The 16,622-nt window shown below is 70.1% G+C and carries 9 protein-coding genes; 2 read left to right on the forward strand and 7 right to left on the reverse strand.

The window, feature by feature from the left end; genetic code table 11:
- Nucleotides 1-7: 7 nt before the first annotated feature.
- Nucleotides 8-298 carry a hypothetical protein gene (locus tag ACTOQ2_RS04835; RefSeq protein ID WP_440098471.1) on the reverse strand — a complete coding sequence of 97 codons (291 nt, stop codon included), beginning with the start codon at nt 296-298 and terminating at the stop codon, nt 8-10.
- A complete protein-coding gene (locus tag ACTOQ2_RS04840) occupies nt 249-2,369 on the reverse strand; it encodes an MMPL family transporter (RefSeq protein ID WP_440098472.1) in 2,121 nt (706 codons plus the stop codon). The genes ACTOQ2_RS04835 and ACTOQ2_RS04840 overlap by 50 nt, the downstream gene beginning before the upstream one ends.
- A 70-nt stretch (nt 2,370-2,439) precedes the next feature.
- On the opposite strand from ACTOQ2_RS04840, the gene ACTOQ2_RS04845 reads away from it, so the two are divergent.
- Complete coding sequence (locus ACTOQ2_RS04845) at nt 2,440-2,910, forward strand: MarR family winged helix-turn-helix transcriptional regulator (protein ID WP_440098473.1); 471 nt, start codon at nt 2,440-2,442, stop codon at nt 2,908-2,910.
- Nucleotides 2,911-3,040: 130 nt separating this feature from the next.
- Here ACTOQ2_RS04845 and ACTOQ2_RS04850 read toward each other — a convergent pair whose 3' ends face one another.
- The 3 genes from ACTOQ2_RS04850 to ACTOQ2_RS04860 form a co-directional block, all read right to left on the reverse strand.
- Nucleotides 3,041-3,958, reverse strand: coding sequence for a hypothetical protein (locus ACTOQ2_RS04850; RefSeq protein ID WP_440098474.1), 918 nt, complete (start codon nt 3,956-3,958; stop codon nt 3,041-3,043).
- Nucleotides 3,955-5,430 (reverse strand): phenylacetate--CoA ligase family protein, encoded by a 1,476-nt coding sequence (locus tag ACTOQ2_RS04855; protein ID WP_440098475.1) that lies wholly within the window; start codon nt 5,428-5,430, stop codon nt 3,955-3,957. The genes ACTOQ2_RS04850 and ACTOQ2_RS04855 overlap by 4 nt, the downstream gene beginning before the upstream one ends.
- A 1,456-nt stretch (nt 5,431-6,886) precedes the next feature.
- A complete protein-coding gene (locus ACTOQ2_RS04860) occupies nt 6,887-7,612 on the reverse strand; it encodes a DUF998 domain-containing protein (protein WP_440098476.1) in 726 nt (241 codons plus the stop codon).
- Between the two features lie 71 nt (nt 7,613-7,683).
- Here ACTOQ2_RS04860 and ACTOQ2_RS04865 point away from each other — a divergent pair, with 71 nt between their 5' ends.
- The gene (locus ACTOQ2_RS04865; RefSeq protein ID WP_440098477.1) at nt 7,684-8,373 is read left to right on the forward strand and encodes a TetR/AcrR family transcriptional regulator C-terminal domain-containing protein; all 690 of its coding nucleotides are present in this window, start codon (nt 7,684-7,686) and stop codon (nt 8,371-8,373) included.
- 204 nt (nt 8,374-8,577) lie between these two features.
- Here the strand turns inward: ACTOQ2_RS04865 and ACTOQ2_RS04870 are convergent, their stop codons facing one another.
- Nucleotides 8,578-13,284, reverse strand: coding sequence for a DEAD/DEAH box helicase (locus ACTOQ2_RS04870; protein WP_440098478.1), 4,707 nt, complete (start codon nt 13,282-13,284; stop codon nt 8,578-8,580).
- Nucleotides 13,281-16,604: a hypothetical protein gene (locus tag ACTOQ2_RS04875; protein ID WP_440098479.1), complete on the reverse strand. Its 3,324-nt coding sequence runs from the start codon at nt 16,602-16,604 to the stop codon at nt 13,281-13,283. Before ACTOQ2_RS04875 ends, ACTOQ2_RS04870 begins: the two co-directional genes overlap by 4 nt.
- Between the last annotated feature and the right edge of the window lie 18 nt (nt 16,605-16,622).

A 16,622-nucleotide genomic window follows, 5' to 3' on the forward strand; every position in this document is an offset into this window, starting at 1 on the left:
CCGACTCCTACAGCCGCAGCCGCTCCAGCCGGGTGAGCTGGGGCGCGATGCGCTCCAGGAAGGTGGCGCGTGCGATGCGGTGTTTCGCCGCGAACCCCTCCGCGACGGCGTTGTGGTCGTTGACGTCCAGGGCGAGGGTGGCCGCGTACAGGTCGCGGTAGTTGCCCATCAGGTAGCGGTGCAGGAAGTCCAGAGAGAGGCCCTGCTCGTCCGCGCCGGAGTGGAACTCGCGCCACCCGATCCGGATGTCACCTCGACGCTTCGGCCAGTTCCCGGGACTCCTGCCCCATCTCGGCACGGCCCAGGCGGCTGGGCCACCAGGCCCGCGCGTCCAGATCCCGTACCAGTGCCGGGACCAGCAGGGATCGCACCACCAGGGTGTCGAGCAGGACGCCGAAGGCGACGATGAAGGCGATCTGCACGAGGAAGGCCAGGGGGATCACCACCAGCGCGGCGAAGGTGGCGGCGAGCACGACGCCCGCCGAAGTGATCACCCCGCCGGTGGTGACCAGCCCGCGCAGCAGCCCCTCCCGCGCCCCGTGGTGCGCGATCTCCTCGCGCACCCTGGACATGAGGAAGATGTTGTAGTCCACTCCCAGCGCGACCAGGAAGACGAAGCCGTACAGCGGCACGGACGCGTCGACGCCGGTGAAGCCGAACACGTGCGTGAAGACCAGCGTGGAGACGCCGAGGGTGGCCAGGAAGTTCAGCGCGACGGTGACCACCAGGAGCACGGGCGCCACCAGCGAGCGCAGCAGGGCGATCAGGATGAGCAGGATGATCGCCAGGACGACCGGGACGATGAGCAGCGTGTCGTTCCTCGCGGTCTCCGTCGTGTCGTACCGCTGGGCGCTGTAACCGCCGACCATGACGCCGTTCTCGGAAGCGAGCGCGGCGCGCAGGCGCCTGACCGTGTCCTGGGCGGCGTCGCCGTCCGGCGCGTCGTCCAGCGTCGCCTCCACCAGCACGAGCCCGCCGACGACCTTGGGGGTGTCGCCCGGTCGTCCGCTCTGGGTCACCACCGCGGCGTCGGACACGCCCTCGACGTCGCCGGCCGTCTTCTCCACGGCCGCGGCACGCCCGGCGGGGGCGACGATGACCGCGGGCTGCCCCGAGCCTCCGGGGAAGTGCTCGCTCAGCGTCGCCTGCGCCGCCACCGACGGCGCGTCGTTCACGAAGGTCTCGTCCAGCGGCACCCCTCTGGCGTTCAGCTGCGGCGCGAGGAGGGCGAGGCCGACGAGAGGCAGGATGGTGGCGATCCAGAGCCGGCGCGGATGGCGGTCGACCAGGGTGGCCACCCGGCTCCAGATCCCGCGCCCCTCGGCGTCGGCCGCGTCGGCTGTGTCGGCCGGGCGCGGTTTCGCCGGCCACAGGGCGGCGCGGCCCAGCAGGACGAGGGCCGCAGGTAGGAAGGTGAGCGCGCTGAGGGCGGCGCACGCGATGCCGATGGCGCCCACCGGGCCGAGCGCGCGGTTGTTGGTCAGGCCGCTGAGCAGCAGCGCGAGCAGGGCCAGGGCCACCGTGGCGGCGCTGGCGACGATCGGCTCGAACGAGCGCCGCAGCGCGACGCGGCCCGCGGTGAAGCGGTCGCCGGTCGTGGCCAGTTCCTCCCGGAAGCGGGCGGTCAGCAGCAACGCGTAGTCGGTGGCCGCGCCGATGACCAGGATGAACAGGATGCCCTGCACCTGACCGTCGACCCGGACGATGTCGCGGTCGGCCAGGAAGTACACCACGGCGCACGCGAGGCCGAGTGCGAAGACCGCGCCGCCGATGATGATGAGCGGCAGCAGAACGCTTCGGTACACCGCCAGCAGAATGATCAGAACGGTGATCAGCGCCACCCCGAGAAGCAGTCCGTCGATCCCGGCGAAGGCGTCGGACAGGTCGGCCCGGGTGGCCGCCGGCCCCGCGAGCTGAGCCCGCAGGCCGTCGACCGCCACCGCCGAGCCGATCCGGTCCAGGGTCTCCCCGAGCGAGTCCTCGACGTCGGGGCCGAGCTGGACCACGCCCTGCAACGCCCGGCCGTCGTCCGACGGGATGGAGGGCGTGGGCGTCCCGACGACGCCCTCGGTGCCGCGCAGCGAGGCGAGCGCCCGGGTCGCCGCGGCGGTCTGCTCGGGAGTGACGTTCTTCCCGTCCTTGCCGTCCGCGGTCCACACCACGATGAGCGGCTGCGTCGCGTCCTGACGGAACCGCTCCTGGACCTCCAGCGCGCGGGTCGACTCCGCGCTCTGCGGCAGGAACGCGGCCTGGTCGTTGGTGGACACCTCGGTGAGCTTGCCGGCGAACGGCCCCAGCCCTCCGCCGACGGCCAGCCAGACCAGCACCAGCAGCGCCGGGACAAGCCAGCGAATCGGTCGCCGTGCCATGAGATCACCTTTCCCACATTTAACTCAACTATTAAGTATCTCAACAATTGAGTTAAAGTAGCATGGCGGTATGAACGGCGACAACGAGGAGGGCATCGACCTGCTGTCCTTCGCGGTGCGGCTGCGGCGGATGACCGCCGAGTTCAACCGCATCGCCCACGAGTTCGCCCACGAGCACGGGCTGCACCCCACCGACGTCCAGGCCCTGATGAAGATCTTCGACGCTCCTTCGCCGATCACGCCGAGCCGGCTGCGGGAGGAGCTGAACCTCACCTCGGGTGCCGTCACCGCGTGCCTCGACAGGCTGGAGCGGGCCGGGCACATCCGCCGGGTTCGCGACCTGCACGACCGGCGCGTGGTCCACCTGCACTACCTCGACGCGGCACAGGAACTCGCCGCGGTCTTCTTCCGCCCGCTCGGCCGCAGCACGGACAACGTCCTGCGGCGTTTCAGCCCGGAGGAGTTGCGCACCGCGGCCGCCTTCCTTGACGCCATGAACGAGGAGCTCGAGGCGTTGCGAGGCGCACCCGGTTCTCGCTGACCCTTCCTTCGAGTCCTTCGAGTCCTTCGAGCGCGCGGGCCGAACGGTTGCGTTCCGGCAGCGCCCGCTTCACCGAGCCGTGGAGCATTGCCGGCCGCTACACCCGTCGGCCGCTACACCCGTCGGCCGCTCATTCGGCCACCGTGTGCTCGGCGAGCCGCTCGGACGGCCGCGCCTCCGCGGCTCCGGCCGGAGCCTGAAAGACAGGCGATGCGGTGGCCTTGCGCGATGCCTGATAGGCGGCCGTCGTCCGCTCGGGGCCCCGCACCCTGCGCCAGAAGAGGTACTGCAGGGCCATCAGGGGGCCCGCCGGCACCATGAGGGGGAACGGCTCCGTCAGCAGGCCCGTCCGCATCGCGAGAACCAGCGTCGCGGCCAGCGCCAGTGAGACGCCCGCGGCCGACCAGCCGGCCTCCCGTCCGAACGCCTTGAACGCCACCAGTGTCCACAACACGAACATGAGCACGTCCCCGAGACCGATCACCATGGGCTGCGGCCCGCCCCACCAGGCGAAGACCGGCGCGAACGGCAGGTCGATGACCTTGCGCAGGAAGTCGCCCATCGTCGGCAGCAACGCGGTGGCCACGAGGTCGTAACCGGCCAGGAGCAAGGCGAAGACGGCCACGTCACGGGCCTTGATGCCACTTTGGACGTAGAGGTTGCACACGCCGATGACGAGGATCAGCAGGAGGACGTTGTTCCAGGCCGTCGCCGCGGAGGACCCCGAGAGGAAGAGCACGAGATCGAGCGCGGCCGCGCCGAACGCCACCAGCAGCGCCACCCGCCCCGACAGCAGCGGCGCCAGGGTCATCTGGATCGCGAAGACGGTCATCAGGCCCAGCACCGTCGCGACGGCGGACGACGGCAGAGCGAGGTAGACCACGGGGATGACGAGGACGGCGGTCATCATGATCATGACGTCCCCGAGTGTGTACACCCCGACCGGGGGCCGTTCCATCCGCACCCGGAGGAAGTAGAGCACTCCGAGCAGGATGGCCGCGGCCGGAATGAGGACGATCACCACGATCTCGGCGAGGGCGGAATTCACTGTGCGGTCTCCGGATGCTTCTTCAGGGTCGCGTCGGTCTTCAGGGTCGCGTCGGCGAAGCTCAGCTCGCGCAGGTCCGCGCGTACGGGCGCGGTGGGCGGCATCGTGGCGCGTTCACCGTGCATGATGACGCGGGACAGCGGGATCTCCTGTTCGAGGCCCCGCTTGCGGATCCGGTCGGCGGCCTGCGGGTCGTCGCCGAGAATGTGCAGTTCCAGCCCGTCGGTCCCCGTCCGCAGGGACCACCGGGACGGGAACCTCGCCGCCGGATCGGCCTCGACGAGTTCCAGGATGTCGCGCGGGGTCACGGTGCGGCCCGCGAAGCCGTACAGGTGCCCGTCCTTGCCCAGCACCCGGGAGGTGGCCGGCAGCTGCGCCAGCTCGCAGCCGAGATCGTCATCGGCCAGCCGGCGCACCACGTCTCCGCTGAACAACCTGAGGAGGAGGGTGGTCTCCCGGTAGGGGAAGACCGGGGTGAAGGTGAGCACTCCCAGCTCACCGGGCTCGGCGGCCCGGGTCCCGGTGAGATCGAGCACCTCGGTGATGCCCTGTTCCGGGTGGAAGTGCAGATGCCCCCCGGTGCAGATCTGGCCGCTCGACGGAGCGATCTCGGTCATCCCGTAGGTTTCCACGACCGTGGCCCCGAAAAGCCGTTCGGCGCGGCGGCGCAACCCCTCGGTGAGGATCTCGCCGCCGCACGTGATCTGCCGCAGCCCGAAGTCGGCGGCCGTGTACCCGAGCCGCTCACCGGCCTCCACCAGCAGGCCGAGGTAGCTCGAGTAGGTGACCAGCAGGACGGGCCGGGCCTCCGCGCCGGAGAGCCGGGTGCCGCCCGCCAGCCGGGAGAGCGAGATCTCGGGCTCCACCAGACCGAGGGAGCTGGGCGCCACGCCGATCAGCGCCGCCGCCCCGGCGAAACAGTGAATTCCGAAGAAGGCACGCGAGACCAGGTTGAGCTGGATGACGTCGCCCTCGCCGAGCCGGTTGTCGATCAGGAGCGAGACCGCGGTCATCGCGGTGAGCAGCTCGGCCTCGTAGCGGGAGAACCACACCGACGACGGCGGGCCGGTGGTGCCGGAGGTCTCCGCCCGGTACCAGGGCCGGACACCGCGGTTCACGAGCGCCTCGGGCGTGTCGCGCAGGGTCTCCTTGCGCGTGACCGGCAGCCGTTCCAGGGTCGAGAGGTTCACCTCGTCCGGCCGCATGCCGACACGATCGAAGAGGTCCCGGTAGTACGGGGTCTCGGCGTACGCCATGCGTGCGAGGCGGCGCAGCCTCCGGTCGTCGATGGGCTTACGGTCCTGGACCGACATCGAGGTGCCGCGGAACGCGTCGAGGTCGCCGATCCCACCGAACTCGGCGCGGGTGGCCACGATGTCGGCGACGACACGCTCGATGTTCGCCACCCGGAGCCGGCGACCGAACACAAGGGAAAGACCATGGTGCAGCTGGGCCACTGCGGTCCTCAGCACGAATTCATCCTCCGATGGCGGCAGGGAGCTGGCAGTGAACCGGGTCGCCCCGGGGCGCACGCGCTCCGGGGCGACCCTTGGATCCCGTCGATTAGTACGGGCACACCACGAAAGCGACAGCGGTGATCGCGCTCACTGCGTACTTGCAGTAGGCGAAGGCAGCCTTGACCATTTTTCCCTCCCTTCGGTTCCTCTCATCCCCGTCAATGGCGCCGAGCGTTTCGGCCACTTCGAAAAGCGGCCTTCGGGTACCCCCGACACACCGTCAAGAGTTCAGTCAATCGCAGTAAATGTCTACTATTTTCCGCACAAACCTATTTACAACTATTGACAGCATGACATGTATAGATTTATGAATTTTTGCTGATAAGTCTGACCTTAATTCGGGAGAAGGTCCGCTCGGGGGTGGCGCGAGACGCCCTTCCCGTCAAAGGCGAGCCGCCGCACGGCCGGGATCCGCGCGGTGGGCCCGGTCGCGGAGACTCCACCGGCGGCCTTGGCGGGAGGCCCCCTCACCGCAGCCGCGACTCACCGCGGCCTCGACCGGACATCCTGGCGTGAGCCGCCCTGACAGCGCCGGAGCGTTCCGGCGCACCCCGTGCCGCGCGGCTCGTCACCCTCCCCGCAGCGCCGGCGCGGAGAACGTGGGCGTGACGCGCGCGGCGAACATCGGCACAGGCCAGGCCGCCCGGCCACCAGCAGCTCGGCTGGCCGATGACGCCGGCATTCACGCGGTCCCGGACGGTTTCGGACGGTCCGTGGTCCGCCCCCGACGGCCTGCCGCGGTTCGCCGCCATGGGGGTGCCGGCCGCCCCGCTCGGCCTCGTGGCGCTCAACGATCTCACGACCGGTCGCACTACCGACCGGACCCATGCCCGGCCCCTCGGCCCCCATAAGGCACAGCAGCCGTTCTTGTCAACCTGGAAGCTTCCAGGTTCCCATACACCCGACCCGTGTTCCATCATTTGATCGCACCATCTCCTCCCGGGCAGACCGGGAATTGTCGGACCGACCTTGCCGAGACCACCTCAACGCTCCGTCAACACCGGCCCCCTTCTTCGGCGACCGCCACCGAATCATCGCCTCTCCTAAGAAAAGACCGCAGAAGCGGACAGAAGAGCCAGGCAGTTTACAGGTCGAGTAGATTTCCTCGTCGCAGGAAATGCGAGAGAAAAAGGGAAAAGGGAAGGGACGAAAACGTCCCACCGCCTGGAAATCGCCGCCGGCTTTCTCCTGACCACAATCGTGGCGGGCGGAATGAGGCAGCAGAGCCCGGCCGGAGAATTAAAGCTCGATATATCTCGACATGTAAGGCGTTCCGGCCTCGCGGGACCTCGAGCCGCCTCGCGCGGTCAGGCCACGCGTCCAGTGCTTGGCGAGCGCGCTCTCCTACCAGATCCGAGAGGTGAGGGGCGACGACCTGGGCCCCGCACCACGATCGGCTGAGCTCGCTCTCTCACGCGGCGCCGGTCCCGGTCGGCAGTTGAGATCCGCGCACCCGCACCGCGAGCGCCGCCGCCCACCCCCAGCCCAGGAACGCGATGGCGCGCAGAAGCAGGCTCAGCGGCCGGGAGTCCTCGCCGCCGTTCGACAGCAGCCCCGCCAGCACGTAGAGGGCGGGAAGCGCCACGCCGGTGGCCGCGCAGTAGAGCGCCCATCCGCGCTCTCCCCGTACGGCGAAGTAGCGGGTGAAGACGAAGCATGCCGCGACCAGCGAGACGAACACCAGGCCGAAGGCGGCGCCGTGCAGGATGTAGCCCAGCCCCGGGTCGTCGGGAAGGCCCCGCGGCGCGCCGGGCGGGTAGCCCCACGCCGGTTCGAAGCGGAAGACACCGGCGGCGACCAGGCCGGTTCCGTACGCGCCGATCAGTAACGGACCCCAGGTCCCGCCGCGGCCCGGACGCAGCGCCCGCCACAGCCCTGCCGCGAACGCGATGTTCAGCAGCCCGGTGGCCACGAAGTTGACGATCTGGATCCACCCCAGGTCGCCCAGGCTCAGCATGCTGAGCGGCTGCCGCCGGGGGTCGAAGTCCGCGCGCGTGTAGTCCTGGATCACGACCACGAGGACGAACAGCGGTCCGGCTACGGCACCGCAGGTCAGCAGCGCCCTGGTCAGGCGCTGTTCCCGCATGGTGGACATGGCTCTCCCCTCCACGGCCGACATCCTCGGGATGTCCGGCACGCGAGTTTTCCTTAGCAGCGCTAAGTGCGCGCCGCCGTCATGTTTCCTTAGCGCTGCTAAGGTGTCAACCGATGGGAGAGAACAAGCGGGGGGCCGGCCTGACCCGGCAGATGATGATCGATACGGCGCTGCGGCTGCTCGACGAGGTCGGCCTGGACGGGCTGACGGTGCGCCGGCTCGCCTCGGAGCTGGGCGTCCAGTCGCCCGCCCTGTACTGGCACCTGCGCAACAAGCAGGAGCTGCTCGACGGGATGGCCGACGCGATCGTCCTGGCCGCCGGGATGGGACCGCCCCGCGAGGGCGAGTCCTGGCAGGACTGGCTCGCCCGCCGGGCCCGCGCGTACCGCGACTCCCTGCGCGCCCACCGCGACGGCGCCCGCCTCGTCGCCAACGCCGCGAGCCTGAGCCCGGCGACGATCAGGATGTTCGACGAGGAGCTGACCGCCATGGTCGGCCGTGGCTTCACCCCGGTCCTGGCGCTGCGCACGATCACGGCCCTCACCCGCTACGTCAACGGGTGCGTCCTGCAGGAGCAGACCGAACGCCAGGCATCCTCGGGCACGCCCGCGGACCGGTTCGCGGCACTGGCCGAACTGCTCGACGGGGGCATGGAGGCCACCCTGCTCACGGCGTTCCGCGAGAGCGGCGGCGCGTTCGGCGAGGACGCCTTCGAACACGGCCTCCGAACCCTGATCGACGGTACGGCCGCTGCCCTGCGCCTCTCTCCCCCGCCCCTGCCTGAGTCACACCCGCCCGTTTGACTCACACCCCCGCTCCAGCCGGTCTAAGCCCTTCGCCCGGCTTACACTCGTCCGCATAGCTTGCACCCGCCGATCTGGGTCGTTCACTCATCCGGTGCACACGGGGTGGGCGAACGACCCGATGCGCGCCGCCCGCCCACCGAGCAGTGGTGGAATCCAGCCCCTCGCGCGCGGTCCCGACACGGCCACCGGTGCTGTCGGAAACTACCGGGTAACCTCCTGATGAAACCCGGTGATGCCTACCTGCGCATCGTCCTCGATGCCGACCGCCATCAGCGGGCCCAGTATGCCGAGGGCCGCCGCGCGGCTGAGGTCCTCATGGTGGGCCTGGTTGCGGAAACTCCGCAGGCAGCCGTAGCAGGAGGTCTCCTCACCGCAGTCGCAACTGGACACCCTGGCGTAAGCCGCCCTGATGACGCCGTCCAGGGCCCGGGCAATGCGGAGCACGCTGCCCGCTCCCCCGGGCACCGCGTCGAACATCACGAGCCCGATCCGGTTACCCGGGCGCGCGTACAGCGTGCCGCCGATGTCGTCCCGGCTCAGTTCCAGCTCCTCCGCCGCCCCCTCCAGCATCGCGTAGAGCAGCGAGTGCCAGCCGGCCGTATTGGTGGCGAGCGGTACAACGAGATGGTCGAAGTCCAGCGCCAGGATGTCGGTCTCGTAGGGGTGGGCGAGCGAACGGCGCCGGAGCGTTCCGGTGCACTCCGTGCCGCGCAGCAGGTGAGGGTGGGACTTGACCACCTTCTTCGTCGGCTGCATGCTGGCGCCGCACCAGTCGCAGATCAGGTAACCAGCCCCGGTCGGCCCCTCCGAGAGGGCTATCAACCGTCCCCGCTTACCCGCTCGGCCACGGATCGTCCCGCCGGTGGCGGCCCGCCATTCGAACTCCTCGACCTCGGCCGCGAGGGAGAGGACATGGGTCGCACCGTTCCAGCTCCGCCTGGGGGGCGTGGTGGTGGTCTTCGACGGGCTGGACTCCGCGACGAAGCCGAACTCGGGCACGTAGTACTGCCGCGGCGCGTTCCGCGCCACCGTCGAGCAGGACGGGCAGATCGGGTCGAGCAGCTCGTCACCCTCCCGGTAGTGCTGGCAGTGCCCGCAGATGAGGTAGTGCCTGCCCACGAGTTCGCGGTCCGGCAGCCGGTAGACGCCACCGGATCGCCAGAGCAGTCCCCCGGCCACGACTTCGGAGCCCGGCGCGTACTCGTAGATCGCCGCGGACAGATCCCGGGTGAGCTCCAGCTTGGCACCTACTGCCTCACCGGAGTACGAGGTGCGCAGTTCGACCGTGTCGACCGGGAAACCGTACTTGGGGAGCACGTTCCGGTTGGCGAGGTAACCGAGCAGGTTGCGCTTGACCAGGGTATTGATGGTCTTGGCGTACCGGCTGACCAGGTGATCCTTGCGCGCGTTGAAGGCCTCGACACGACGTTCCTCGAAGATCTCCACGTCGAGGGCGAGCTGGGCCCTGATCTCCTCCAGCAGGTCGGCCAGGACGTCGACCCAGGTGCCGGTGTTGACGCCGATCTCCCGCTGGACCTCTGGCGGGAGCACCCGCAGCAGCGACTCCATGACGTCTCGGGGGACGGGAGAGAGGAAGGACCGGACCCGTGAGGCGGCCACCCCGCCGTTCTCCGGCAGGAAGAACTCACCGGCCGTCGTCCACGTCTCGCCGCCGACCTTCTTCGCGTGCCGGAAGAACGCCGAAAGGGCGATCGAATGCGCGTGCCGCCGGTCGATCCGCTCGTTGCCGAGCGGGACGTACGGCGCGCGCACCTGCCCGGCGATCATCGAGGTGGGGTTCTGGTAGCGGGACAGGTCGTGGGAGCGTCGTTGCGCGTAGGTCACCACCAGCGCGGCCGAGTCCGTTCTGCGCCCCGCCCGCCCGGCGCGCTGGACGTAGTTGGCGGTCGTCGGCGGCATGTTGCGCAGCAACACCGACTGCAGTTCACCGACGTCCACCCCGAGTTCGAAGGTGGTGGAGCAGGACAGCAGGTTGACCTCACCGCGGAGGAACCCCTGCTGGATGGCCGCCGCTTCCAGGCTGGTCCACTGGGCGGTGTGCTCGCGCGCCACCAGCGGCACCGGCCGCATCGACTGGTAGACGACGCGGTAGTGGTTGTCGTCCTCCGCCAGAGGCGGAACGGTGAACGGCTGCAGCGTGCCCCGGCAGCCCATCGTCGAGCAGATCCCACGTACCGAGACCGAGGCGACCCGGCGGCACACGTTGCACCGGTGCGACGGCCGCTCCGGCGAGGCGGGCGCGAACCGCAGCCAGTCGTGGTCGATCTGCCGCAGCGTGCCGAGCGACCGGACGGTCTCCGTCTTCAGCCAGCCGTCCCGCTGGTTGGTGATCAGCTTCCAGCAGCCGCGCAGCACCTCTTTGGGATCCGCGGCAAAACCGGCGGGCCCCAAAGCCTCCAGCACCCGCCGCACGTAGTCCAGCCGCCGGTTCATTCCCCGGGTGGGCAGCCAGCTCAGCACCTTCCTGGCGGGCTCCGAACCGTCCTCTCTCAGGTAGATCGGGCCTCGGCGCGGGTCGAACGCCTCGTCTCTGGGGTCGACGCCGTCCGGCATGGTCAGGACGCCCTGCTGCCTGACACTGCGGAGCAGCTCGGTCAGCAGCGCCCAGCTCTCGCCGTCGGAGAGCCCCAGTGCCCTCAACCCTGGTGGCACCGGCCACCGGCGTTCCCTGTCCAAGTCGACGTGGAGCAGCCCGAGCCCCTCCAGAGACTGGCGATCGTCCATGGCCACCAGCTCCCGCATGATCCACAGAGCCACCCTGCGCCTGCGCTCCTGGCCGGACGTCCGGCGGGTGAACACATGGGCCCGGTCCGCCGCCTTCGCCACGTGGTAGGTGAGATCGGCGACGCTGACCGCGTCATCGTCCCGGGTGGCCGCCTTCAGCCCTTCGAGGATCAGGCGACGGTGCTGGATGCTCTCATAGCTGGTCTCCAGATATGGGGCGAAGAACGCGGCGGCCTGACGGCTGTCACTGAAGGAGAGCAGCTTGCGGCCTTCCCCCGGCTGGTCGGCCAGCTCCTCCTCAGCGGCGGGGGGCAGCGCCTGGTAGAGGGCGGTGCCGAGGACGGCCACCGCCGCGTCGTTGCCGCTCTCGAACTGCCTGACCATCCCCTGTCCCCTCGCCCCGCAGGCGACGCAGCCGGACGGGGAGTCTTGGTGGGTGTTGAGCCGGCGGACCGGCCACAGGGAGGTCGCCGTACAGCCGGCCCGCCCGCAGACCAGCCTCGGCGACAGGTGCAGCCCGCCGCACCCCGCGCAGAGGAACGCGTCGTCCCCGGTGACCTCGGTCGAGCTGCCGATCTCATCGATCTCGTCGTCCTCGTCGGCCAGCACCGGAGAGTCGCCCAGGAGCAGCCACACCCTGCGCTCGTCACGCTTGATCCTCGGTGCGAAGACGTAGTCGGCGCCGTCCGCCCGGACCGCGCCGATCAGATGGACCGCGCCGCACCGCTTGCAGGCACCGAACTCGAAGGTGGCCCCCTGGCACGACTCACAGGTCTCGTGACGTCCCAGGGAGACGTGCGGCCCGGCAGGAGTGAGGCAGGTGAACGCGCCCTCGGTCGCCCGGGCGAAGAGGTGATAGCGAGCGGAGAGCACCGGCGAGCCGGCCAGGTCACGGATCTTGCTGCCTACCGCGACCAGCGCGGCGAGCGTTTCCGCCGGTCGCTCGTGCGGGTCGAAGAGCAGCCCGGCGAGGTCCGCGAAGGGGACCGGCCCCGCGGCCAGGCGCTGGCGCAGCTCGGCCATGCCCTGCTCGTGGGCGAGGGCCATGCCGGGGTCGTCTGCGGCGAATCCCCGCTCCTTCGCCAGTACCAGCAGGTCGGCGGCCGGGTTGGCTGCCTCGGCCAGCTCCCGGTAGGCGTCGGCGGGCAGCGGGCCCCAGAACGGCCCCTCTGGCATCCTCATCCGGGTCGCGGTGACCAGGTCCTGCCGGGAAGTGTCGCCGGGCACCCACTCGAACGGCACGTCGAAGAGCTTCCTGGCGAACTCGGTGACCGGCGCCGGGTCGTCGCCGACCGTCGCGCTGGTCGCGATGCACTGCAGCGGCCGTTCCGGAGCCACCCGGTCGTGCAGGCGGCGCAGCAACATCGCCAGCTCGGCCGCCTTGGCGCCGTCGTAGACGTGGGCCTCGTCCAGCGCGACGAACCGCCAGCTGCGCTGCTCGAACAGGTACAGGTCGTCGGGCCGCAGCAGGAGATATTCCAGCATGGCGTAGTTGGTCAGCAGGAGGTGCGGGGGGTTCTCCCGCATCTCCTGCCGGCTGAGCAGCTCGTTGGGCAGGCGCGGCTCGCCGGGGTTGAGGGCCTCGAAGTTCTCCGCGCCCACCCGCGCGCTCTCCGGCGTGTCTCCGGTGTAGCGGCCGAAGGTGATCTGCGGGACGTTCGCCAGGAGCTTGCGCAGCCGCTTCAACTGGTCGTTGGCCAGCGCGTTCATCGGATAGAGCAGCAGTGCTCGCACCCCAGGGCCGAGGTCGCCGCGCGAGTGTTCGACGATCAGCGAGTTCAGGATCGGCAGCAGGAAGCTCTCGGTCTTGCCGGAACCGGTTCCGGTGGCGACCACCAGGTTCCGGCCCTGCCCGGCCTTGCGGATCGCGGTCTCCTGGTGCCTGTACAGCGGCCGTTCCAGCGGCAGGTCCTTACTGGCGAGCAGGCGGAACGCCGGATCGAGCACGCCCTCGTCGATGAGCTGAAGCAGCGTGGCCCCCGTCGCGTACGGCGGGGTGGCCTCCAGCAGCGGCCCTTTCGTCAGCATCGGACTCGCGGAGATCTCAGCCGCCAGCGCCCGCGCGATCTGTGGTTCGCGGACGGGAAGCAGCGACCGCAGGTACCGGCGGTAGCTCTCGACGATCAGGCCGCTGGTGCTCAGCGGGTCGAGCGTGTCGCTCACTGCGTCTCCTTCTTCCCTGCGCCGATCAGAAGCTCGGCGAGTATGAGGTCGATCGTCACGAGGTCGGGTGCCACCGCGGCGAGCCGGGCCCAATCCACGCGGAAGAGCTGTTCAGCGCGGACGCAGTCCGTATCTCCCCTGGCGGCCAGCCTGGCGAGGAGCGCGAATGCCGTCGAGGCCGCGGGCAGGGAGTACCAGCCGCGCCTGTCCGCCGGATGCCTTCGCCGATCGACCTGGCTCAGGAGAACCGGCCGTCCCAGCACCGACCGCGCCGACGTGACCGCGTGCGCGGCGATTTGGCTGACCGGTCGCAACTCCTCCTCTCCTCGGGCGTCGAAGAGCCTGCGTGCCGCCGACGCCCGGGTGTCGGCGTCGAGCAACGCCTGGGGGACGACGTTGGCGGCTCGCCAGATGCCCTCGATCTGCTGGGACGTCAGGTGGACCATCCGTTCGACCTCGGAACCGAAGCGCCCCACTCCCGCCCATGGGTCGACGCCTTTACCCGTGATCTCGGCCAGCACCGCCCCGCACTGCCGTTCCGCCGCTGAGAAGCAGTCGGCGTCCGACAGATCTCCGGCTAATACCGCCGCCGCCGGTGCGAGTGGCCACATCCTCCGCGCCGCACCGGCCTGTTCCAGGTCCGGTACGGCCGTCGCCGCGAGACCCGAGGTGATGAGGGCCACCACCGTGCGGTCCGGTTCGAAGCCGAGTTCCACCAGCGCGACCAGCGCGTCGGCAGGCCGCCGCAGCAGCGGCCCGGAGCAGTGCAGCCGGAACCGCTGCACGTCGGAGGATGATCTGAGCTGATGCATGAGATCCAGCGCGGTCCAGACCCGTCGCAGGTCGCCGACCTCGTTCGGGAATCCGCCCTCCCCCGCCACGAAACGGGAGAGCGCCGTCTCCTCTGGATCTTCGCTCACCAGGTGACCTTCGCCACCCACCGTCAGATAGTGGTCGGGCCAGCGCGGCCATTCGACCGGCACCCACGGGTCGTCCACCTGGAGGCAGAGCAGGAGGGGACCGGCGTCGACCAACTCGGGGAGGAGGGGGATCCTGCCGTCCTGCTCGACCGGCACGATCAACGGCTCCCGCCAGGGCGCCCGAGCGGCGTAGATCCCCGCGGTCAGCCCCTCAACGGGCACGAATCCGGCGAGCTGGAGGTGCCCGTTCACCCGGTCGGCGCTCTGCGCGAGCCGACGTGGGCGGATGCTCGCGGCCCTGATGACCTCCTTGCCCACGTCCAGCAGCAGGTCGGCCCGCTGGTGCTCGTTCACCGTGTCTGCGATCTTGACCAAGTCGTAGCGGGCCGTTCCCTCCTGGACCCGGCCGCTGGAGAAAATCTCCTGCACGATCCGCTCCCCGACCACCACCCGCAGCCTCGGCAGCACGCGCGCCTCGGGGACCCGGACGAGCAGGGCGCCGGGGCCGTCGGCGAACACGTCGGAGGTGATCCGCAGCGGGCCCGCCCGCCACACCGGCTGCTCGGCGGCCCGTTCGTGCATGACCTGAACGTGCGGGGGCGTGACCACCAGGGGTTCGGACTCCGCATCGGTCCGATACTCGACCACACCCGCAAGGCAGTCGGCGTCGAAGGAGAGCACCCGGGGGTTGGCCAGGGCCCCGATGGCCGCCGACAACTCGGCCCGGCCATCGGCCAGACCGGAGCGGCCGAACACCCGGACCCGAGGGGTGAAGCGCACGCCGAGTCCCTCGGCGACGAACACCGTACGCCTGGCCCCGCGTCCCAGCGGACCGCGTACGGCGAGGTCGAAGGCACCGAGCAGCGGCCGGGGCAGCGAGTCCCACAGGTCGGTGACCGTGGTGGGCCCGCTGATCGTCTGGGAGCGCGACGCGACGACGCTGTCACCCCCGCTCGACCGCACCTCGATCAGCCAGGTCGTGTCCGCGCCGGACTCGCTCGGCAACCAGATCTCCGGCGGGCGCGGATAGACCGGGGAGCCGTACGGCGTGGCGACCCCTCGGACAGGATCGCCGGTGACGATCCGGGGATGGGAGTAGCCGCGCACGGTACGGCGGCAGGCGGGCATCTCGGCGAGCTCGACCGAGCGGACGCCCCTCAGCGAGACCTGCCGCAGGCACCAGCCGTCCCAGCCCAGCGGTAGCTGCCCCTCGACGGTCACCGTGAGCGGGCCGTCCGCCACCAGTTCGTGCTCGTCGGGATGCACGACCCAGACCACGTCGGGCGGGAGCGGCAGGCTGGGCGGCAGCAGGCGGCCGTCCTCGGCGAAGACCAGCAGGGGCGCGGCCGGGTCGACGACGGACAGCTCACTTTGGTGCTGCCAGCCCGCCAGGGCGACCACCACCGTACGGACCGGTCGCAGCAGGCTGAAGCCGGTTGAGGGAGCGCCCTCGGCGGTCCCCACCCACTGGGCCTGGCTGCGGACCGTGGTGGTCACGCCGTCGGCGGTGACGTTCCAGCGCGCGATCCCGTCGGGGGTCTCGCTGATCGCGGGCAGGACCACCTCCACGCCGCGACCGAAGGGGTCGAGGGCGATCCTGGGCCGTTCGCTCCGGGTCCGGTTTCCGCCGGACGAGCGCGAAGCGGTCAGCGTGAGGCGTCCCTCGGCCGCCAGCTCCTGGGCGCGGCCGAGCACCCGGGGCGGCAGGCCGACACCGTCGAGGTCCGGGGCCGAGTCTCCCAGCCGGTCGAGCAGGTCGAAGCTGCGCTCGACGAAGTCCAGCGCGAACTCGGTGCCGTGCTGTAGGAAGCGGCGCGCGGGCACGTCGAGCTCCTGGAGGCGCTTCTCCCGGCCCGGGGCGGTCGCCCAGACGAGGAAGCCCTCGGCGTCCAGTCCCCTGTCGACGGTCCTGCGCTGGGCGATCAGCCGGAAGTAGTCCTCCAGGCAGTAGGTCGGGATGCCGGTGTGCATCAGGATCGGGCCCACGTAGGGCATCGACATGTCGGGGAAGGCGGGCATCCCGAGGGCGGCGAGCGCCGCCCCGAACCCCCGCCCCCAGATGGCCTGGTCCTCCGGCAGTCCTCTGTAACGGACGGCCTTCCACAATTCGGGCCAGAATGTCCCCCGCTGATAACCCCGGGCGGCGACCCCGGTGAGGGCGACCGCCACACAGGACGGCCACTGCACGAAGAAGTCGGCGGGCCGTCGCCCGTTATTGGTCCACTTCTCGTAGACCTTGCCGAGGACCGACGCCACCTGCTCGCTGTAGGCGTCCTTGACGTCGACCTCCGCGATCAGTGACGACCCTCGCAGACGTCTGGACCAGGATTTTTCCCGGAGATTGAGCAGTCCTACAGGGCCGACCTTCTTCGCGGACTCGACATCTTTGGAACCTTCCATGCCAGAAAAAGTAATCAC

It is taken from the genome of Streptosporangium sp. H16 (assembly GCF_051918855.1).
GTDB lineage: Bacteria > Actinomycetota > Actinomycetes > Streptosporangiales > Streptosporangiaceae > Streptosporangium.

Bases quoted from the DNA above. Each gene is read 5' to 3' on its own strand.
- ACTOQ2_RS04840 (WP_440098472.1), bottom strand. From the start codon at position 2,369: ATGGCACGGCGACCGATTCGCTGGCTTGTCCCGGCGCTGCTGGTGCTG.
- ACTOQ2_RS04845 (WP_440098473.1), top strand. From the start codon at position 2,440: ATGAACGGCGACAACGAGGAGGGCATCGACCTGCTGTCCTTCGCGGTG.
- ACTOQ2_RS04875 (WP_440098479.1), bottom strand. From the start codon at position 16,604: ATGGAAGGTTCCAAAGATGTCGAGTCCGCGAAGAAGGTCGGCCCTGTA.
- ACTOQ2_RS04865 (WP_440098477.1), top strand. From the start codon at position 7,684: ATGGGAGAGAACAAGCGGGGGGCCGGCCTGACCCGGCAGATGATGATC.